This window comes from Streptomyces acidiscabies (assembly GCF_020010905.1).
GTDB lineage: Bacteria > Actinomycetota > Actinomycetes > Streptomycetales > Streptomycetaceae > Streptomyces > Streptomyces acidiscabies.
Genome location: NZ_JAGJBY010000001.1, coordinates 1,775,285 through 1,794,688, shown reverse-complemented (window position 1 = coordinate 1,794,688; position 19,404 = coordinate 1,775,285). Strand labels below are relative to the sequence as shown.

General features: G+C 68.9%; 23 protein-coding genes. 13 read left to right on the top strand and 10 right to left on the bottom strand.

What is annotated here, in order from left to right; all coding sequences use genetic code 11:
* Nucleotides 1-37: 37 nt before the first annotated feature.
* From J8M50_RS08500 to J8M50_RS08480, 5 genes are all read left to right on the top strand, one after another.
* A complete protein-coding gene (locus J8M50_RS08500) occupies nucleotides 38-1,384 on the top strand; it encodes a nicotinate phosphoribosyltransferase (RefSeq protein ID WP_010356282.1) in 1,347 nt (448 codons plus the stop codon).
* Between the two features lie 125 nt (nucleotides 1,385-1,509).
* The gene (locus J8M50_RS08495; RefSeq protein ID WP_010356281.1) at nucleotides 1,510-2,097 is read left to right on the top strand and encodes a nicotinamidase; all 588 of its coding nucleotides are present in this window, start codon (nucleotides 1,510-1,512) and stop codon (nucleotides 2,095-2,097) included.
* A gap of 142 nt (nucleotides 2,098-2,239) precedes the next feature.
* Nucleotides 2,240-2,446, top strand: a complete 207-nt coding sequence (locus J8M50_RS08490; RefSeq protein ID WP_010356280.1) for a cold-shock protein — start codon at nucleotides 2,240-2,242, stop codon at nucleotides 2,444-2,446.
* Nucleotides 2,447-2,540: 94 nt separating this feature from the next.
* Nucleotides 2,541-3,188, top strand: coding sequence for a dihydrofolate reductase family protein (locus J8M50_RS08485; RefSeq protein ID WP_010356279.1), 648 nt, complete (start codon nucleotides 2,541-2,543; stop codon nucleotides 3,186-3,188).
* Between the two features lie 27 nt (nucleotides 3,189-3,215).
* The gene (locus J8M50_RS08480) at nucleotides 3,216-3,659 is read left to right on the top strand and encodes an NUDIX domain-containing protein (RefSeq protein WP_010356278.1); all 444 of its coding nucleotides are present in this window, start codon (nucleotides 3,216-3,218) and stop codon (nucleotides 3,657-3,659) included.
* 27 nt (nucleotides 3,660-3,686) lie between these two features.
* Here J8M50_RS08480 and J8M50_RS08475 read toward each other — a convergent pair whose 3' ends face one another.
* Nucleotides 3,687-3,989, bottom strand: coding sequence for a DUF6087 family protein (locus J8M50_RS08475; protein WP_010356277.1), 303 nt, complete (start codon nucleotides 3,987-3,989; stop codon nucleotides 3,687-3,689).
* Between the two features lie 338 nt (nucleotides 3,990-4,327).
* On the opposite strand from J8M50_RS08475, the gene J8M50_RS08470 reads away from it, so the two are divergent.
* Nucleotides 4,328-4,660, top strand: coding sequence for a dihydrofolate reductase (locus J8M50_RS08470; RefSeq protein WP_075661584.1), 333 nt, complete (start codon nucleotides 4,328-4,330; stop codon nucleotides 4,658-4,660).
* Here J8M50_RS08470 and J8M50_RS08465 read toward each other — a convergent pair.
* From J8M50_RS08465 to J8M50_RS08450, 4 genes are all read right to left on the bottom strand, one after another.
* Nucleotides 4,623-5,816: an MFS transporter gene (locus tag J8M50_RS08465; RefSeq protein WP_050987308.1), complete on the bottom strand. Its 1,194-nt coding sequence runs from the start codon at nucleotides 5,814-5,816 to the stop codon at nucleotides 4,623-4,625. The two genes, J8M50_RS08470 and J8M50_RS08465, sit on opposite strands and share 38 nt — an antisense overlap.
* Before the next feature lie 134 nt (nucleotides 5,817-5,950).
* Entirely contained in the window at nucleotides 5,951-6,154 is a 204-nt protein-coding gene (locus J8M50_RS08460; protein ID WP_010356275.1) for a DUF397 domain-containing protein, read from the bottom strand.
* 2 nt (nucleotides 6,155-6,156) lie between these two features.
* Complete coding sequence (locus J8M50_RS08455) at nucleotides 6,157-6,378, bottom strand: DUF397 domain-containing protein (RefSeq protein ID WP_010356274.1); 222 nt, start codon at nucleotides 6,376-6,378, stop codon at nucleotides 6,157-6,159.
* Nucleotides 6,379-6,380: 2 nt separating this feature from the next.
* Complete coding sequence (locus tag J8M50_RS08450) at nucleotides 6,381-7,268, bottom strand: helix-turn-helix domain-containing protein (protein ID WP_010356272.1); 888 nt, start codon at nucleotides 7,266-7,268, stop codon at nucleotides 6,381-6,383.
* Nucleotides 7,269-7,448: 180 nt separating this feature from the next.
* Here J8M50_RS08450 and J8M50_RS08445 point away from each other — a divergent pair, with 180 nt between their 5' ends.
* From J8M50_RS08445 to J8M50_RS08420, 5 genes are all read left to right on the top strand, one after another.
* Nucleotides 7,449-7,877, top strand: coding sequence for an ATP-binding protein (locus J8M50_RS08445; protein WP_010356271.1), 429 nt, complete (start codon nucleotides 7,449-7,451; stop codon nucleotides 7,875-7,877).
* A 433-nt stretch (nucleotides 7,878-8,310) separates the two neighbouring features.
* Nucleotides 8,311-8,505, top strand: a complete 195-nt coding sequence (locus J8M50_RS08435) for a hypothetical protein (protein WP_010356270.1) — start codon at nucleotides 8,311-8,313, stop codon at nucleotides 8,503-8,505.
* A gap of 158 nt (nucleotides 8,506-8,663) precedes the next feature.
* Nucleotides 8,664-9,830 (top strand): NAD(P)/FAD-dependent oxidoreductase, encoded by a 1,167-nt coding sequence (locus J8M50_RS08430; RefSeq protein WP_010356269.1) that lies wholly within the window; start codon nucleotides 8,664-8,666, stop codon nucleotides 9,828-9,830.
* Between the two features lie 172 nt (nucleotides 9,831-10,002).
* Nucleotides 10,003-11,223 carry a cytochrome P450 gene (locus J8M50_RS08425; RefSeq protein WP_010356268.1) on the top strand — a complete coding sequence of 407 codons (1,221 nt, stop codon included), beginning with the start codon at nucleotides 10,003-10,005 and terminating at the stop codon, nucleotides 11,221-11,223.
* Between the two features lie 55 nt (nucleotides 11,224-11,278).
* Nucleotides 11,279-11,470: a ferredoxin gene (locus J8M50_RS08420; protein WP_010356267.1), complete on the top strand. Its 192-nt coding sequence runs from the start codon at nucleotides 11,279-11,281 to the stop codon at nucleotides 11,468-11,470.
* A 60-nt stretch (nucleotides 11,471-11,530) separates the two neighbouring features.
* Here J8M50_RS08420 and J8M50_RS08415 read toward each other — a convergent pair whose 3' ends face one another.
* Nucleotides 11,531-11,839, bottom strand: a complete 309-nt coding sequence (locus J8M50_RS08415) for a hypothetical protein (protein ID WP_010356266.1) — start codon at nucleotides 11,837-11,839, stop codon at nucleotides 11,531-11,533.
* A gap of 121 nt (nucleotides 11,840-11,960) precedes the next feature.
* Nucleotides 11,961-14,303, bottom strand: a complete 2,343-nt coding sequence (locus tag J8M50_RS08410) for an immune inhibitor A domain-containing protein (protein ID WP_010356265.1) — start codon at nucleotides 14,301-14,303, stop codon at nucleotides 11,961-11,963.
* Nucleotides 14,304-14,670: 367 nt separating this feature from the next.
* Here J8M50_RS08410 and J8M50_RS08405 point away from each other — a divergent pair, with 367 nt between their 5' ends.
* Complete coding sequence (locus J8M50_RS08405; RefSeq protein ID WP_010356264.1) at nucleotides 14,671-14,922, top strand: hypothetical protein; 252 nt, start codon at nucleotides 14,671-14,673, stop codon at nucleotides 14,920-14,922.
* Between the two features lie 121 nt (nucleotides 14,923-15,043).
* Here J8M50_RS08405 and J8M50_RS08400 read toward each other — a convergent pair whose 3' ends face one another.
* Both J8M50_RS08400 and J8M50_RS08395 read right to left on the bottom strand, forming a co-directional pair.
* On the bottom strand, nucleotides 15,044-15,733 hold the full coding sequence (locus J8M50_RS08400; RefSeq protein WP_010356263.1) for an RDD family protein: 690 nt from the start codon (nucleotides 15,731-15,733) through the stop codon (nucleotides 15,044-15,046).
* An 89-nt stretch (nucleotides 15,734-15,822) separates the two neighbouring features.
* Nucleotides 15,823-17,265, bottom strand: a complete 1,443-nt coding sequence (locus J8M50_RS08395) for an RDD family protein (protein WP_010356262.1) — start codon at nucleotides 17,263-17,265, stop codon at nucleotides 15,823-15,825.
* Nucleotides 17,266-17,492: 227 nt separating this feature from the next.
* Here J8M50_RS08395 and J8M50_RS08390 point away from each other — a divergent pair, with 227 nt between their 5' ends.
* Entirely contained in the window at nucleotides 17,493-17,969 is a 477-nt protein-coding gene (locus tag J8M50_RS08390; protein WP_010356261.1) for an SsgA family sporulation/cell division regulator, read from the top strand.
* A 38-nt stretch (nucleotides 17,970-18,007) separates the two neighbouring features.
* Here J8M50_RS08390 and J8M50_RS08385 read toward each other — a convergent pair whose 3' ends face one another.
* Nucleotides 18,008-19,384 (bottom strand): FAD-binding oxidoreductase, encoded by a 1,377-nt coding sequence (locus tag J8M50_RS08385; RefSeq protein ID WP_040837336.1) that lies wholly within the window; start codon nucleotides 19,382-19,384, stop codon nucleotides 18,008-18,010.
* Between the last annotated feature and the right edge of the window lie 20 nt (nucleotides 19,385-19,404).

Below are 19,404 nucleotides of genomic sequence, written 5' to 3'. Positions count from 1 at the left end.
ATCGTCACACTGACGAAATGGGAGTACGATCCGCTGCATGAACCCTGCGGACCTTGGGCTGCCGGTCGACGTCCCGTCCACGGCGCTCTTCACCGACCAGTACGAACTGACGATGCTGCGGGCCGCGCTGAAGGCGGGCACCGCCGAGCGGCGCAGCGTGTTCGAGGTCTTCACCCGGCGCCTGCCCGAGGGTCGCCGCTACGGCGTCGTCGCCGGCACCGGCCGGGTCCTGGACGCCGTCGAGAACTTCCGCTTCGACGCCGGGGTCATCGGCTTCCTGCGGGAGCGGAGCATCGTCGACGACGAGACGCTCGACTGGCTGGCGTCGTACCGCTTCTCCGGGGACATCTGGGGCTACCCCGAAGGTCAGGTGTACTTCCCTGGCTCTCCGGTACTACGGGTGGAGGGCTCGTTCGCGGAGTGCGTACTCCTCGAAACGGTGATCCTCTCCATCCTCAACCACGACTCCGCGATCGCCGCCGCCGCGTCCCGGATGTCCTCGGCGGCGGGCGGGCGCCCGCTGATCGAGATGGGCGCGCGCCGGACGCACGAGCTGGCCGCCGTCGCCGCGGCGCGCGCCGCGTACGTCGGTGGTTTCACCACCACTTCCGACCTCGCCGCCGGTTTCCGCTACGGCATCCCGACCGTCGGCACCAGCGCGCACGCCTTCACCCTGCTCCACGACACCGAGCGCGACGCCTTCCGCGCGCAGATCGACTCCCTCGGCAGGGGTACGACGCTCCTCGTCGACACGTACGACGTCGCCGAGGCCGTCCGTACCGCCGTAGAGGTAGCCGGACCCGAACTCGGCGCCGTCCGCATCGACTCGGGCGACCTGCTCCTCGTGGCCCATCGCGTACGACAGCAGCTGGACGCGCTGGGCGCGACGGATACGCGGATCATCGTCACCTCCGACCTCGACGAGTACGCCATCGCGTCGCTCGCGGCGGCTCCGGTGGACGCGTACGGGGTCGGGACGCAGCTCGTCACGGGGTCCGGGCACCCGACCTGTTCCATGGTCTACAAGCTGGTCGCGCGCGCGGAGTCCGCCGACCCCAAGGCGCCTCTGGTGTCCGTGGCCAAGAAGTCCTCCGGGGGGAAGACCTCGCTGGGGGGACGGAAGTGGGCGGCCCGCCGGTCCGATGCGTACGGCGTCGCCGAGGCCGAGGTCGTCGGTACGGGGCCGGTGCCGGCCGAACTCGCCGATCAGCAGCTGCTCGTGGAGCTGGTGAAGGGGGGCGAGGTGGTCGGGCGTGAGCCTCTGGACGTAGTACGTGAGCGGCATATCTCCGTACGCGGCCGGCTGCCGCTGTCCGCTACGCAGCTCTCGCGAGGGGAACCGGTTCTTCCGACGGAGTACCTCGTGGGGAGGTCGGGTAGTTAGGGCGGTGTGCCGCTAGCCGTGCCGCTGCCTGGCGGTGCAGTACCCCCGTACCCCCGCCGTACCTAGCCGTGATCCCCCCTCTCCCCCAGCCGATTGACTCCCCCCATAGCCGAAGGGCACCGACCATGCGCCGCGCACTGATCGTCGTAGACGTGCAGAACGATTTCTGTGAGGGGGGCAGCCTCGCGGTCTCCGGTGGTGCCGATGTCGCCGCCGCGATCACCGAGTTGATCGGGCAGGCCGGGGGGACCGGGTACCGGCATGTCGTCGCCACCCGCGACCACCACATCGCGCCCGGCGGGCACTTCGCCGACGACCCCGACTTCGTGAACTCCTGGCCGGCGCACTGTGTCGCGGGGACCGAGGGGGTCGGGTTCCATCCCAACTTCGCGCCCGCCGTGGCCTCCGGCGCGATCGACGCCGTGTTCGACAAGGGGACGTACTCGGCCGCGTACAGCGGGTTCGAGGGGGTGGACGAGAACGGGGTGTCCCTCGCGGAGTGGCTGCGGGAGCGGCGGATCGACGAGGTCGATGTCGTGGGGATCGCCACGGATCACTGTGTGCGGGCCACCGCGCTGGACTCGGCTCGGGAGGGGTTCCGTACTCAGGTGCTGCTCGATCTGACGGCGGGGGTGGCTAAGGAGACGACCGAGCGGGCGGTGGAGGAGTTGAGGGGGGCCGGGGTGGAGCTGACCGGTAAGCCTGTGGTGTGAGGGGCGGTATTACGCCTCGGGTATTACGCCCGGGGTATTGACCCTCGGGTACTACCTCTGGGGTACAACCCCGGTTTCCCCGGCTGAGCGGTGGGGCAGGATCGGCACGCACACCGTGATCGAGCAGAGGAAGGGGCCGTAGATGCCGCAGCAGGGGACCGTCAAGTGGTTCAACGGGGAGAAGGGGTTCGGGTTCATCTCTCCGGACGACGGCGGCTCGGACGTCTTCGTGCACTACTCCGCGATCCAGGGGACCGGGTTCCGGAACCTGGACGAGAACCAGCGGGTGGAGTTCGAGGTGACGCAGGGGCAGCGGGGGCCGCAGGCCGGGGAAGTCCGCGCGGTCTAGTAACGCGTTTCCTTCTGGGCCGGCGCCGACCGATGAGTTTTCATCGTCCGGTGAGTCTTCATCGGTGTTGTTGCCGTCGGCACAGGAGGAACCCATGCCTCAGCTCTTGCGCGTCCAGAACTTCAACGTCTCCAGCGACGGGGTCGGCGCGGGTGAGAACCAGTCGCTGGAACACCCCTTCGGTGACGCGGTCGATCCCGGGCGGCTCTTCGCGTGGGCCGGAGCGACGGCGAGCTGGCCGAACCGTACGGACCCCGGCGGGACGCGCGGCCTCGACGACTATCTGACCCGGGACTTCAGGAACAACATCGGCGCCGAGATCATGGGGCGCAACAAGTTCGGCCCCCAGCGCGGGCCTTGGACCGACCACGAGTGGCAGGGCTGGTGGGGCGACGAACCCCCCTTCCGCACGCCGGTGTTCGTGATGACCCACCACCCGCGTCCCTCGATCACCCTCTCCGACACGACGTTCCACTTCGTCTCGGGCGACCCGGCCTCGATCCTCGCGCAGGCCCGCGAGGCCGCCGGGGGCAAGGACGTCCGCCTCGGGGGCGGCGTCTCGACGGTCCGCCAGTTCCTTGACGCCGACCTGGTCGACACGCTCCATGTCGCCGTGTCTCCACTGAAGTTGGGGTCGGGGCTACGCCTGTGGGACTCGCCGGACGAACTGCTCGACCGCTTCCACCTGGAGGTCGTGCCGAGTCCGAGCGGGGTCGCGCATCACTTGTTCTGGCGGAAGTGACACCAACTCCCCGCCGACAATGGGGCCATGACTCTCCTGGCCGCCGCCGTCATCGTCCACGACAAGTCCGCCGGTCGCATCGTCCTGCTCCAGCGCGGACAACACGCCAAGTTCGGCCGGGGGTTGTGGGACCTTCCGGCTGGCAAAGGCGAGCCAGGCGAACCCATCACCACCACTGCGGTACGGGAGTTGTACGAGGAGACCGGGCTGACGGTGCATCCCGATGCGCTCCAGGTCGCCCAAGTCATCCACGGCGCCTGGGGAGTCGAGGCACCCGACGGATACCTCAGCGTCGTCTTCGCCGTGCACGAATGGAGCGGCGAGCTTCAGAACCGCGAGCCGGACAAGCATGCGCGGGTGTGTTGGGTCGATACGGAGACGGTCCCCGGGGAGTTCGTGGAGGCGTCGTGGGAAGCGCTCCAGGGGTACTTCGCGGGTAGCTCTCAGGTATCACTGGCCGGGTGGGAGTAGAACCCCACCCGACCACCAGGGACAGGATCAGCGCCGGTCGGGGTCGGGCTTGCGGTGCCTGCCTCGGCCGGGGGCCAGGGGTTGACGTACCGGTCCGGGAGCGGGGGCCTCGGCGTCCGGGTACAGGATCCGCTTCGCCTCCGCGAGGTCGGCGGCGTAGGCGTACGGCTCCCAGGCGTGGCCGTTCCAACGCTCAATGACACGAGGCTCGTTCGGGTTCACGTGCGCCGCCCGGGGACCGCCGCCCCGCACGATCGGCACGGCCCGCAGCCGCCGCCCGACCTTCGCGTCCCGGCGTTCCGCCCATTCCGAGAGGGGTTCCTCGTCCATGCGGTGACCCTAGCGTCGGGGGTGGCGTCGAGGCGGTGTTCTCAACGGAGTTGGGGTGATCCCGCTGCATCCCCCACACCGGGCGGCCGTACCGCTGTACGACACGCAGGACGATGAACGCCGGAGCGTAAGGGGCGTCCGCCCGTCGCAGGAGAACGGCCACTGACCCAAACCGGTCGGACCCGAGGATGTCACCTGGCGGGCCGGGGAGTTGAAGTGACCAGGTCGTCTCTGGGCTGCGCTTCGTACAGGGTGAGGCGCGCATGTATCTGTCGTCGACCGCTGCGGAGAGACCTGGGCACCCCCTCAGGTCTCGAACCCCGCGAACAAAGAGAGGCGTGAAATGGTCAATCGTCGTGACAAGAAACCGTTCGTTCGTCGCCCCGGAAAGCTGCGTCGTCACCCACTCCCTCAGCGACGCACTCACCTATGCCCACGAGCGAGATCACGAGGAAATCTTCATCGGCGGCGGAGAATTCATCTACCGAGAGACCCTTGACCACTGCAACAGGCTTTACCTCACCTTGATTTACGCAGACTTCGACGGTCAAGCCAGGTTTCCGGACTATTCGGGATTCGGCACCGAGATCGAAAGAAGTCCGCATGACGACGGCACCTACCAGTACGACTTCGTCACTCTCGAAGAGCCGCCCCTACTGCCAGGACCATGAGAACCGCAGTGCAACCACCCAGCAGCATGACCGCGGACGGTGAGGTGCGGTCCAGGACAACTCCCCCTACGAGCGCACCAACAGAGATCGTTGCCTGAAAGGAGGCGGTGAACAGGACCGATGCCGCTTCTGGTGCATGCGGCGCCGCCTTGAAGAACCAGGTCTGCGACGCGACCGGTACAGCGCCGTACCCGACACCCCACACGAGCAGCAGTATCACTGCGCCCGTCTCCCAGCGGCCCAACGCCGGAAGCAAGAGGGTCACCGCGGCGATCAGGCCGCCCGCGAGCCCGAACACGGTCCGCGGATACCGGGCCACCCAGGCTCCGCCCAAGAAGTTGCCGATCATGCCCGCGACACCGTAGAGCAGCAAGAACGCGGTGACCAGACCGTCGCCGGCGTGTGTGACCTGCTCCAGGAACGGTGTCACGTAGGTGTAAGTACCGAAGTGGGCCAGCACGACGAGGAACGTCAGCAGGAGGGCGAAGCGGGTGCCGGCGCTGCGGAGCATGCCGCCGAGGACGCTCAGTCGGGTGGCCTGGACCGGAGGAAGCGGCGGCACGAACAAGAGCAGCATGACCAGTACACCGACCGTCATAACTCCCATGAGAGTGAAGGCCGTTCGCCATCCAGCGAGATCTCCGACAAAGGTACCCACCGGCACGCCGAGGACGGATCCCAGCGGAACGGCGGAGAAGATCACCGCAGTTGCCCTGCTGACCGAGGCCGGCGGCACCAGTCGTTCCGCCAACCCCGCCCCGATCGACCAGAAGCCGCCGATCGTGATCCCGACCATGATCCGGGAGGCCAGCACGAGCCAGTAGTCGGGTGCCGCGGCGGCAAGGAAGTTCGCCAGTGCCAGCAGGAGTACGAAGATGCAGAGCATCACCCGGCGATCGAAGCGTGCCGTGGCCGCGGTGACCAATGGAGCGGCGATCGCCGCCAGGAAGCCGGGCATGGTCATCATCAGTCCAGCCATCCCGTCCGAGACGGTGAAACTGGATCCGATCGAGGTCAGCAGACCGATCGGCAGGATCTCAGTGGTGACGATAGCGAAGATTCCCAGCATCACCGAGACCACGGCCAACCACCCCTTCAACGGGGCTCGGGAGGACAGGAGTTGGCCGTCGACTGAAGCTGTGGTGGTTACCGGCATGGCGTTCCGTCCCGTGAAAGGCAGCGCGTTTCACGATCAGTCCAGCAGGTCTCACCGAGAGGTGGCTGGCAGATCTGCGACGGCAACCCTTGCCTCGCCGAGGCACCGAGCCGTCCGCGTGCCCGCCGGGCGTTTTAGAAGGTGCCGGTTTCGAGGGCGGTGAGGAGGGCGGGGCGGGAGAAGAGGATGGCGGGGCCGGTGGGGGACTTGCTGTCGCGGATGGCGATGCGGCCGTTGTAGGGGGCGAGTTCGACGCAGTCGCCGTTCTTGCCTGAAGCCGAAGCCTTCTGCCATGAAACGGTGAGCGTGAAGGCGTCCTGGACAACATGTGCGGGCATGTCTACTCCTTGTTGAATGCGTCTCCCATGACGCCTGCAAGCAAAGTAGTGACCTGACTGCGGGAGCAAAGGATGGCGGGGCCGTCGGGGAACTTGCTGTCGCGGATGGCTATCAGGCCCTCGTACGAGGCCAGTTCGACACAGTCGCCTTCCGCTCCTGATGCCGAAGCCTTCTGCCATGCGGCATCGATCGTGGATGCATCAGCGATGCTGTACTGCGACATTCCTATCCATCCTTGCGGTAATCATTGAGGTGGCGCTCGATCAGCTTCAGCGACTCCGGCCCCCGAAGCGAGTCTGCCATCATCAAGTGCCTGAACAGCCTGCTGTACTCCTGCACTTGCTCCGTCTCCTCCAGGAACCTGGTGCTGAAGAAGCCCTCCAGGTAGACGACGTCGGGCTCCCAGCGCTGAGGGAAGGAGAGGATGACGAACGGTCCGAACAAGGCCCCGTGCGACGGCGACTCTTCCGGCAGCACGTGGATGTTGATCGTGCCGGGGTAGTCCTTGGCCAGGCTCAGTAGCTGTTCGAGCTGGCCGGCCATCACATCAGGCCCGCCGATGACATGCCGGAACACCGACTCCGAGATGACACCCCAGAAGACCAAGGGACGAGGGCGGTCGAACACCTCGCGCCGCTTGTCCCGAATCTCAAGTCGCTCTCGGCGCTGCTCCTCGGCCATGCCGGGGAACCGTTGGTCGAAGATGGCCGCCGAGTACTCGCGTGTTTGCAACAGCCCGGGGATCAGCATCGTCTGGGTGTTGTACATCTCCGCCGCGTCCGACTCGTAGCCGATGAAGTCGGCGTACAGCGGGCTCACGACCGAACGGATGTCGGTCTCCCAGCCTCGGACGTTCCCTCGCCGACGCAGGTCGACGACGTAACCGCGCAGACTCCGGTCCTTGACGTCGTACCGGTCGAGCAGGAGTTGCAAGTCGCTCTCGCTGATTCCTAGCTGACCGGACTCGATGCGGCTCAACTTGGACTCGGGCCAGCCGAGTTCACGGCAGATGACAGCTTGGCTGCCCTTCCTGCCGCTCTCCCTCAGACCGCGCAGGATGGACCCCAAGCGGACCTGTCGCGCGGTCGGCTGCTTCGTCCGGTTCGTCGCCATGGCTCACGCCCCCCTTTCCAGGTCTGACCAGCGATAGCAGACGCCGGAGCGCTCACACACCTTACAACTCACCTACCACTCGAACGGGCGAACTTCCTCTACTGGCTTGTGCAATGCAATCGGCTGGCTACAACCTTGTAGCAATCAGTCGGCGTCACGCCGCCCGAAGGGACGTCAGCCATGTCCGAAACGTTCGCCGCCTTCCACTACCCCACCACCAAGCTCGCCGCCGCCCGCGCCCGAACCGACTGCCGTAAGTTCCTCCTCACCTGCGGCACCCCCGTGGACGACGACTTCACCGAGGAACTCGTCCTCGTGATCGACGAGTTGGTCACCAACGCCGTCACCCACGGACGCGTACCCGGCACGACGGGGCGTCAAGTCCGGCTCTCCATCTCCCGTGACGGTGACCTCTTTCGCGTCGAGGTGCGGGACACGCAGAGCGACCGGATGCCGCAACCTTGCAAGGCCGGGCCCGGTGACGAGAGCGGGCGAGGGCTCGCCCTCATCGAGTCGCTCGCCACTTCCTGGGGCGTCGTCGGTGAGGTCATCGGCAAGACCGTGTGGGCCGAGAAGGCGCTCCCCGCGCAGAGAGTCGCCGCCTCCTAGAGCCCTGCCGCGCGTGCTCCCATCCACGCGCCGCAGGTCAGAGGCTCCCGGGCACCCCCTTCTCGCCCGGTCGAGCCTCCGCCGGCGCCCTGGGCAGTCCGCCCCGCCCAGGGTGCCGGTGTCGCCGGGAACCCCCATTCCGACCCTCGCGAGAAGCCCGTACCCCCGGAGCCGTACCCCCATGAGACACCTGCTCACGTCGCTGCTGTCATACCGCCGCCGCCGAAGCCACACCCGTCATACCCGTAGCACCCCCTACATCCACGACCCCTACGTCTCCCCCTCCCCATACCGAACCCTCGGCCACTCCGCCTTACAACCCCACCCATTTGAACGCAATCCCCCCACCATCCGTGAACCAGAACAACCGCACACCCCCGGCGCCCCACCCCACCCCCCGGTGAAGCGCCCCAGCACGACAGGGGACCCCACCATGACGACCCCTCCCGAACCCCCCGAGAACCCCCCACACACCCACGCGGCAACCCTCTACCGCGACTGGCTCGTACACGCCGCGTCCTGCAAGGGCACCTGCCGGATGCAGGGCGTGGACTGCGAGGAGGCCCGGCATCTACGGGAGGAGTACCGGGCGGCGAGCGACGCGATGCGGGCGTTTCCGGAGGCGTGAGGCCAACTCCCCTTCCCCAGCCCAGACTTCAGCCCCACCCCCGTCTCCACACAACCCCACGGCACTACTTGACTTACGCAAGCCCAATCTGATTGCGTAAGTAAAGCAAATAGCTGCCGCGCTGTATCTCGACCCCACACGAGAAGCAGGAGACGCCCATGCACCGCGCCCTGATAGTCGGCGCCTCGGCCGCCGGACTCGCCGCCGCGGAGACCCTCCGCCGGGAGGGCTACGAGGGAACGATCACGCTGGTAGGGGACGAACCGCACGCCCCGTACGACCGACCACCCCTCTCGAAACAGGTACTGGCGGGCGAGTGGCCGCCGGAGAGGGTGAGGCTGCGTACCCCTGAGGAGCTAGGCGGACTAGAGCTGCGGCTGGGCAGCCCGGCGACTTCGCTGGACACCGAGGCCCGCGTAGTACTTCTGGGGGACGGGTCAGAGATCGAGTACGACGGACTCGTCATCGCCACCGGCGTACGGCCGAGAAGGCTCCCCGGCACCGGCCCCCAGCACGTGATGCGCACGTTGGACGACTCCCTCCGCCTCCAGGCCCGCCTCCGCAGCGGACGGCGCCTGGTCGTCGTCGGCGCCGGATTCCTCGGCGCGGAGGTCGCCTCGGTCGCCCGGAAGCTCGGCGCCGAAGTGGTCCTCCTGGAGCCCGCCCCCGTACCGCTGGCGCACGCCGTCGGCGAGGACGTCGGACGCGTGCTGACCGAGGCGCACCGGGAGCACGGGGTGGACCTGCGCTGCGGAGTGTCCGTGACGGAGACCTGCGAGGGAGGGGTACGGCTCGCCGACGGAAGCGAGATCGAGGCCGACGACGTCCTCGTGGCGATCGGGGCCCTCCCCAACACCGAGTGGCTCAACAACAGCGGGCTGACGCTGGACTCGGGCGTGGTCTGCGACGAGTACTGCGCCGCCGCACCCGGTGTGTACGCCGCCGGTGACGTCGCCCGCTGGCACAACCCCCTCTTCGGCACGCCGATGCGCATCGAGCACCGGACGAACGCCGCCGAGCAGGGCATGGCCGCCGCCCGGAACCTCCTGAACCCCGGCGCGCCCAAGGCGTTCGCGCCGGTGCCGTACTTCTGGTCGGACCAATACGACATGAAGGTGCAGGCGTTCGGCTACCTGCGCGGGCACGACGAGGTCGCCGTGGTGGACGGCTCGCTCGCCGAGCGCCGGTTCATCGCCGCGTACCGCAAGGGCGACCGCCTCGTCGGCGCGCTCGGCGTGGGCATGCCGCCCAAGGCGATCCGGCAGTGGCGGCAGTCCATCGCGGTGTCGGCGGCGTGGCAGGACGCGGTGCCGACGACGGCCTGACGCTGCCGCGCCGCCTCGCGGGAGGGCCCGTACGAGTACGCCCCTAGCCGTACCCCTCTCGGCCTACACGTCTAATACCCCCTCGCCCCAGAGGCCCGTACCCGCACCCCGCCGTCCCCCTCCCTCCCCCCCTACCCCCCATACCCCCACACGAGCGAGGAGCTCCCCCACCATGACCGCCACCGACGACGTAGTACCCGCCTACCCCTTCGAGCAGCCCCAGGCCCTCCAGCCGCCCCACGAGTGGGCCGAGGCCCGGCAGGGGTGCCCCGTCTCCCATGTCCGCATGCCCAGCGGCGACGTCGTCGGGCTGGTCACCGGGTACGACGACGCCCGCGCCCTCCTCTCCGACCCCCGCTTCAACCGCCGCCTCGACAAACCCGGCGCCGCGAAGACCTCGAACACCGAGGACGGCGGGCTGTTCACCCGGGAGAACGAGGCGACGTCCTCGATGATGGGCGAGGGCCACCGCAGGTACCGCCGCCTGCTGACCTCGGCGTTCACAGTGAAAAAGATGGAGCTGTGGCGCCCGCGCGTCCAGGAGATGGCGGACGAGCTGCTCGACGGCATGATCGCCGAGGGCGGCCCGCTCGACCTGCGCACGGAGTTCGCGCTGCCGCTCCCCGTCCGGGTCATCTGCGCGCTGGTCGGCGCCCCCGCGAGCGACCAGGACAAGTTCGCGCGCTGGTCCGAGGTCATGATGACGACGACCAAGTACACGCAGGCCGAAGTGGACGAAGCGCTACGGGAGTTCGGCGCGTACGCCTCCGCGCTGGTCGAGGAGAAGCGCGCGGATCCGCAGGGCGACCTGATCAGCGAGCTGACGCAGATCTCGGACAGCGAGGACGGCCGGCTCAGCCACGCGGAACTTGTGCAAACGGTTGTGGGCCTGTTGCTGGCGGGCCACGAGACCACCTCGAACATGATCGCCAAGATGACGGCCCTGCTCCTCGCGGACCGCGCGCTGTACGAGGCGATCGTGGACGACCCCTCGCTCGTGCCCGGCGCGGTCGAGGAGTCGCTGCGGCTCGACCCGGTCGGCGGGCTCGGCATCCCCCGGTTCATCACGGAGGACATCGAGGTCGGCGGCGAGCCGGTACCGGCGGGGACGACCCTGTTCGTCAACCTCAGCGCGGCCGACCGCGACGAGCGCAAGTTCACCGACCCGGACAGCTTCGACCCCCGCCGGGCGAACGCCCAGCAGCACCTCGCGTTCAGCGCGGGCCCGCGCTTCTGCGTCGGCCAGACCCTCGCGCGCGTCGAGCTCCAGGTCGTCCTCGCGAGCTTCGTACGGCGTCTGCCGGGCCTGCGGCTACGGGACACCCCGGAGTCGCTCAGCATCCGTACGGGGGTCGTGGCGACGGGGCTGGACGAGCTGTGGGTCACCTGGTGAACCGCGCCGAGCCAGCGACCTGATCCCCCACGCCGTCAGACGAAGGAACCCCACCATGAAGATCACCGTCGACGAAGAGCTGTGCTGTGCGAGCGGTCTGTGCACCGTCCAGGCGGGCGAGGTGTTCGACCAGGACGACGACGGCATCGTCGTCCTGCTGAGCGCGGCACCGGGACCTGAGTACTACGACGCCGCTCGGGAAGCCGCCGCGGTCTGCCCGGCCGCCGCCATCCGCATCACCGAGTGACCGGGCCGAGAGTGACCGTAGCTCCCAGGTATTAACCGGTTACTACCCCCACCCCGACCCTCACCGCGCCACCGTCCCCCGCATCAGCGCCCTGATCGGATGCCACAGCTCCATCGACCCGGCGGTCCGCCATATCAGCCCGTCGGGATGGTGGAGCACGGCCGTGATCTCGTCCGGCGTCGGGGGCGCGGCATTACCTCTCAGGTACACCGCGCGCAGCCCCAGGTTGCGCAGCCGGGTCAGGGCCCGGGCCCGGTTCCCGGCGTGGACCAGGACCCGTACGACCGCGTCCGCGACGGCCGGGCTGGGCAGGTTCACGGCCACCACGACGGTGCCTCCGGGCAGCTTCGAGAAGCCTCCTGTGGCCATGCGGTCATACCCCCGTGCGGGTCGGTGTCAATAAGCGGTCCACAGGAGGCACCTAAACACGATCGGCGGCAACCCGCCAGGGGGTTGCCGCCGATACGCTTCTGACCTGCGAAGACGCCGACTACTTCGTCGAGGGTCCAACCTTCACGGTGACCGTCCGGCCGCTCAGCGGCTCACTGACGATCTTGATGGAGGTGTTGGTGTCAGTGATTTTGACACCGGCGAACGGGGTCGACGCGTCGTAGTAGCTGGAGCGGCCGTCGTCGAAGACCGGGACGCCCGGACGGGCCTTGATCTTCGTCGCGACGCCCGCCTTGTGCAGCGTGAGCGCGTCGGTCGGGTACCAGCTGAAGGTGGAGTCGAAGGACTGGATGCGGTTGCGCATCAGAGTGCCGTCGGACCACTTCAGCGGGGTGGGGTGGGAGTCCACCGGAAGGACCAGACCGGCACCCGGGTGGGCACTGGTGTTGTTGTCCTTCTGCGAGGTGTCCCACTTCCAGATGAGCAGACCGTTCTGGTACGGGTAGTGCTCGACCCACTTGTCCTTGGGCGCCGCGAAACCGAAGTTGTACGGGCCTACCTTCAGGGTCTTGTCGTACGACACGTACTGGCGGTTCTCGGCGAGGTAGTACTGCGCGTAGCTGTCCGAGATGGACGCGCCGATCCGGGAGAAGCCGCTCGCGGTCCACGCGGCGTCCGCGCTCTCCGCGTCGTCCGCGAAGACCGTAGCCCCGTCGGCCTTGAGAGTGATCTGGTCGGCCGCGAAGCCCTTGAGGGCCACGCCGCCGTCCGTCTGGTAACGGAAGCGCAGCGAGATCTTCTTGCCGGCGTACGCGTCGAGCGGGAACGTCAGCTTCTGGTAGGCGTCCACCGACCCCGTGAGGGCCGGACGGCCGCTGCCGTCGCGCGGGATCGCGGTGCCGTCGGCGAGGGTGCCGTCGACCGGGGTGTACGTCGCGCCGCCGTCCGTGGAGACCTCGACGTACGCGTAGTCGAAGTCCTTCTCGGTGTCCCACCAGGCGTCCAGGGACAGCGAGGCCGAGGACTTGCCGGTCAGGTCGACCGGGCGGGTCAGGGTGTTGCGCAGGTCGTTGGCGCTGCCGCTCCACCACTGCGTCGCGCCCTGGGCGGGCGGCACGACCTCCGTCGTGACCTGCTTCTCGGGCAGTTGGACGACGACGGCCTGCGGGTTCTTCGTGTTGTACTCGGCAACTCCCAGCTTGTGCGTCGACTTGACGCCCGCCTTGGCCACCTCGTAGTCCAGCCAGCCCAGTTGGAGCTTGTCCCAGGCGTTCATGTCGCCGGGCAGGTCACCGATCTGGTTCTTGCCGGTGCCGAGCCAGGAGCCGGACGACATCAGCGTCCAGAAGCCGGTGGAGTTCTCGCCGCCGGCGGTGTCGTAGTGGTCCGGCAGGCCGAGGTCGTGGCCGTACTCGTGGGCGTAGACGCCGAGTCCGCCGTTCTCGGGCTGGATCGTGTAGTCGCCGACCCACAGGCCGGTGTCGCCGATCTGGGCGCCGCCGAGCTTGTTGTCCGCGGGGCCGGTGACGCCCGAGTCGGTGGAGAAGGCGTACCAGCGGTGCGCCCAGATCGCGTCGGTGCCCTGCGCGCCGCCGCCCGCGGACTCGTCCTCGCCGGCGTGCACGATCTGGAAGTGGTCGATGTAGCCGTCGGGTTCGTTGAAGTTCCCGTCGCCGTCGAAGTCGTAGCGGTCCCACTGGTCGTAACCGGCGAGCGTCGACTTGATGACCGCGTCGGAGACCCCAGCGGCCTTCTGTCCGGCGACCCACGCGTTGACGCCGTCCTGAACGGCGTACCAGGCGCCCTGCGGTGCGTCGTTGGAGCCGTAACGGGCCTCGTTGTAGGGGACCTTGACCCAGTCCTGCACGGTGCCGTCGACCGAGTAGCGGCCCGAGGACTGCTTCTCGTAGTACTTCTTCACCGAGGCTTCGCCGTTGCCGAAGTACAGGTCCTGGAAGTGCTCGCGGTTGTAATCGGCCTGCCAGGCCGTCGAGTTGTCGAGGGCGGGGTCGGGCTTGGCTATCTGGTTGTGCAGCGGGCCGACCGTGCCGCCGTAGCGCGGGTCGACCTGGTCACCGAACTCGACGAGGATCGTGAAGATCTTGTCGGTCTTCTCGCGGCCCAGCTCGACGTACTTGCTGTCGCCCTTCTTGCCCTTCAGCTGGACGACCTTCGAGCCGTCGCGGTTCTTGACCGCCGCCTCGCCGGATATCACCTGCTTGAGGGCCTCTTCGCGCTGCGCCTCCTGCGTCTTGCTGAGCGGGCCGTCGAAGTCGTGTTCCTTGCTCGCCGCGGGTTGCGGGTCGTGCCGGTCCACCGCCGGGGCCGCCGACGGGCCGTTGTCGGCCGCCTGAGCCACGGCGAACGTCGAGAACGTGGCCGAGGCCGCCGCGAGGGCGACCGCGGTGGCGGCCGTTCTGAACGTCCAGGATCTGCTGGTCACTTGATTGTCCTCCCCTGCACGTACCGACCCGCACAGTGGATGACATGGGCATGACATAGGACATGCCGGACCTGCGCACGGGGGATACGCGTGTATAGCCAAGTGACGTCATTTGACTACTGCTTGAGCAGAAAAGACAGACCTTGACTCGACCATGGAATGTGCACTATTAGAAGCCGGGGTTCGCATTGCGGACACATGACTGTCACATCGCGGGCGCGCACGCCGGCCCGAACACCTGTTGCCATGACTCCGTGCGCCCCCTGTGCTCCGAGCCCGTGCGTCAGGTCACGCTTACCGTTCGTTCCGCTCGGGCATGCACGCGATTAGAGTCGAGATCTCCCCCGCATCCGAGGACACGATTGCCATGCCTCGTCCGACTGTCGCACAGCTCACGTACGGTACTTGCACCGTCATTCTTTCGACGCTGGCCATGCTGCTGCTGTCAGAGACCAGTTCGGGTCCAGGTGTCGCGGTGATCGCCGTCGCGGCCCTCGCCCTCGGCCTGCTCGTCGCCATGACGGTCCCGGCCAGGTCGTCCCGCACGGCGCGCGCCGCCTCCCCTGTGGTGGCCCGCTCCACGGCCGACCACCCGGCGAAGGAGCCGGTGGCACCCTAGAACTCCCTTCACCGCGACGCCCGTTGTACGGCGCACCTGCCGTACGGCACAGTAGAGGGCCCGAGTTGAGAGACTCGGGCCCTCTACTGTGCTGTGTGCGCGGCGAGTTGACGCCGGGGCGCTAGACGCTCACCACGACCGTCTTCGCCGCCTTGTCGTGCAGGCCCTGTTTGTAGGGCCTGTCGAAGTAGCTCCAGCCGCCCGAGATCAGCGTCCACACGCAGGCGCAGCAGAACGCGAACGGGATCCACAGGACGGCCGCCCGCGCGAGCGACGTCTGCATCGAGGGGTTCGTGCCGTCGGCGAGGTTGGCGACCCGCATGCCGAGCCACTTCTTGCCCAGGGTCTGGCCGGTGCGGGCGGTCAGGACCGTGTCGTACGCCATGTAGAGGACGGCGGCGACGAGTGACTGCCAGAACGACTTGCCGAAGTTCACGTCGTCGCCGCTGACGTCGTACTCGTTGACGCGGAACGCCCAGGTGAGCAGGGCGACGACCGCGCCGACGAGGATCATGTCGACGATCCTCGCGAGGGTGCGCCTGCCGCTGGGGGCCAGCGGGGGCATGCCCGCGAGGGGGTCGTTGCCGGGCGGGGCGCCGCCGTAGGGGTCGTTGCCGTAGGGGTCGTTGCCGTAGGGAGGCCCCTGGTAGGGGGTACCTGAGGGGTACCCCGGGGGAGGCTGCTGACCTCCGTACGGGTTCCCGTAGGGGTCGCCGCCCTGTGACTGGCCGTACGAGGGGGGCTGCTGCTTCCTGAAGGGGTCTTCTTCCGGTGGCTGTCCGCCGGAGCCGGGGGGCGGTTCGGTGGTCATGGCCCGAGTGCACCGCGAAGTGCCCGGCTCCGCATCCGGCGGGAGGCCGTACGAGGGACCGAGTCAGGTAGTCCTGGAGCGGTACGGGGTCATCCCGCCACGAACGTATGTGCGGCCTTGTCGTGCCAGCACTGGCGCCATGGCTTGTCGAACACGCCCCAGACGACGCCCACGACTCCGACGGCCAGCAGCCCCGGGACGCTGTAGACCAGCCAGCGGCGCAGCGCGGCGCCGAAGCTCGGGGGCTCGCCGCCCTCGATGTCCCGCACCTCCAGGCCGAACAGCTTCTTGCCCAGGGTGCGGCCCCACTTCGCGGTGGGCAGCGCCTCGTACAGGACGCCGAAGAGCAGGAGGACGGCGAGGACGATGCCCAGGTAGGCGGAGGTCGTGCCGTCCAGGAGCCAGACGGTGACCGTACGGCCCGACAGCTTCGCCTCGTCGATCTTCGCGTTCACGTGGTCTACGGCCTTAGTACCCAGGGGGAACGCCGCCGCGCCGGTGACGGCCGCGAGGACCAGGGTGTCGACCAGGCGGGCGGCGAAGCGCTTGCCGAGGCCGGCGGGGCGGGCCGAGGCCTGGCGCCGGGCGGCGGCCTGGAAGACGTCCTCCACCGGGGGGCGCCACGGGGTGACGGGCTGGTTCTGGTCGTCGGCGGCGAGCCGGTGGACCTGCTGCGCCCAGGAGTGCGGGCCGCCCGCGGGGGCGGGGGACGGGGAGTCGTCGGTGTCGTGGGGGAAGGCCGGGGCGGGGACCGAGATGCCGGGGGGACGACGGGGGGTGGGGGTACTGGGGGTACCCGGGGTACTGGGGGACGCCGGGAAGGCGGGGGCGCCCTGAGCGCCGGGTCCGCCGGAAGTATGAGGGGTACCAGGGGTCCCCGGAGCTACGCCGCCGGGCCGGGACGTCGTCGTACCACCCGTAGTACCCGTAGCACCCGCACCGGCTCCCTGCGCCGCCGCCCGCGCAGCCGCCGCCTTCCCCGCGCCGAACCCCGGCTTGGCCGCGGCGGGCGCCGGTGCCGTACCCGGGGTCGTCCCCCCGGCGGAACCCGTGCTCCCCCGCTGCTCCCCCGTGCGCGGGACCGGCGCACGGAAGGTGACCGTGCCGTGGTCGCCGGCGGAACCGGACTCATGATCGGCGGGTGGCCCGGCGGGAGTACTAGTACCTGAGGACTGCCCGGAGACCCTGGGGTCCCTGGGCGCGCGGGGGTCGGCGGGCTGCGGGGAGCCCCAGGAGATACGGCGGTCCTGGTCGCCGCCGAAGCCGGACTGGCGGGCGGCGTCGGCGGCCCACGCGGACGCGGGCTCGGGGTCCTCGTCGAAGAAGTGGGGGCCGGTCTCCTCCACGGCGGGCGCCGGGCCGCCGGAGCCCGCCGGAGGTGTGAGCGGGCGGCCGTCCGACGGGGCCGGTCGACTGGTGCCCGGTACCCAGGCAGCACCGTTCCAGTACCGGACGTATCCGGGGATGGACGGGTCCGGGTAGTAGCCCTCGCGGGGCCTGTCGTCGCCGGGGGCCGGGGTTGGGGCGCTCATGTCCGTCGTCCCGCTATCTGCTCGGAGGTGGGCTGGGGGCAACCACATCTATCAGACCCGCGCGCGGCCCATCACCAGTCCGTCCGTACCGGTCTCATTGCGGACCGGTACGCACACCGTTCTCACCCCCGCGGAAAATTTTTCTCCGAACCCGCGTAATGCTCCGCCGCGAAGCCGCTCTCTCCTCGCGCGGGCCCACTCCGGGCCGCCGAGAGAGGAGTACGGACATGCACCCCACCGTGGTCGAGCGGGAGCTGGAACTCAAGCTGATCCTGTCGCCGGAGCGCAGCATCCCGGTGCCGGCGCGGCTGAGCTACCGCTCGGACGACCCCTTCGCGATCCACGTCACCTTCCACATCAACTCCAGCGTTCCGGTCAACTGGACGTTCGCCCGCGAACTACTCGTGGAGGGCGTCTTCCGGCCCTGCGGCCACGGCGACGTCCGCGTCTGGCCGACGAAGGTCGACGGCCGCAGCGTGGTCCTGATGGCCCTCAGCTCCCCCGACGGCGACGCCCTCCTCGAAGCCCCCGCCGCCCAGGTCTCCGCCTGGCTGGAGCGCACCCTCCGGGTGGTACCCCCGGGCTCTGAGGGCGAGCGGCTCGGCCTCGACGACGGCCTCGCCGAGCTGCTCGCGGTCACCCCGGCCGACGATCTGTGGCTGCGCGACCCGTGGCCGTCGGACGAGTCGAAGGACGGCGAGTGAGCGGAGTTACGACCTACGGGGTACTCAGGAGGTCACCCTCAGAACAGCTTCCCCGGGTTCAGGAGCCCCTGCGGGTCGAAGACCTCCTTGATCTTCCGCTGCATCTCCAGGCCCACGGGCCCCAACTCCCGTGCCAGCCACTCCTTCTTGAGGACGCCGACCCCGTGTTCTCCCGTGATGGTCCCGCCGAGTTCGAGGCCGAGGGCCATGATCGCGTCGAAGGACTCGCGGGCCCGGCGGGACTCGTCGGGGTCGGTGGCGTCGAAGCAGACGGTGGGGTGGGTGTTGCCGTCCCCGGCGTGGGCGCAGACGCCGATGGTGAGCTTGTGGTCCTCGGCGATCCGCTCAACGCCTTCGAGCATGTCGGCGAGGCGGGAGCGGGGTACGCAGACGTCGTCGATCATCGTGGTGCCCTTGACCGCCTCCAGCGCGTTGAGGGCCAATCGGCGTGCCTGGAGGAGGAGTTCGGACTCGGCGGCGTCCTCGGCGGGGACGACCTGTGTCGCGCCGGCGGCCTCGCAGAGCGCGCCCACGGCGGCGAGGTCGGCGGCCGGGTCGGCGGTGTCGAAGGCGCACATCAACAGCGCCTCGGTGGTCTCCGGCAGCCCCATGTGCGCGAGGTCGTTGACCGCCTTGACGGTCGTACGGTCCATGAGTTCGAGGAGGGACGGCAGGTGCCCGCCCTCCATGATCGCGCACACCGCGTCGCAGGCGGCCCGCGCCGAGGCGAACTCGGCGGCCAGGACCAGCTGTTGGGGCGGCTGCGGCTTCAACGCGAGGGTGGCACCCACCACCACCCCGAGCGACCCCTCCGACCCGACGAACAGCCGCGTCAGGTCGTACCCGGCTACCCCCTTGGCGGTACGCCGTCCGGTGGACAGCAGCCGCCCGTCCGCGAGGACCACGTCGAGGCCGAGGACGTACTCCGCGGTGACCCCGTACTTCACGCAGCACAGTCCCCCGGAGGCCGTGCCGATGTTGCCGCCGATCGTGCACATCTCCCAACTGGAGGGATCCGGCGGGTAGTACAGCCCGTGCTCGTTGACCGCGCGGGAGAGCGTCGCGTTGATGACACCCGGTTCGACCACCGCGATCCGGTCGACCGGGCTGATCTCCAGGATGCGGTCCATCTTGACGAGGGAGAGCACCACGCACCCCTCGGAGGCGTTGGCCCCGCCGGAGAGTCCGGTTCTGGCCCCCTGGGGTACTACGGGTACCCCCAGCTCGGTGGCGACCCGCATCACGTGCTGGACCTGCTCGACGGTCCGGGGCAGTACGACGACCGCAGGGGTGCCCGCCGGACAGAAACTAGCCATGTCGTTGGCGTAAGAGGTGGTGACGTCGGGGTCGGCGAGGAGCGCTTCGGCCGGGAGGCCGTCGCGGAGTCGGGCGAGGAGACCTTGGGAACGGCTCATGATCACAGCCTCGCACCCGG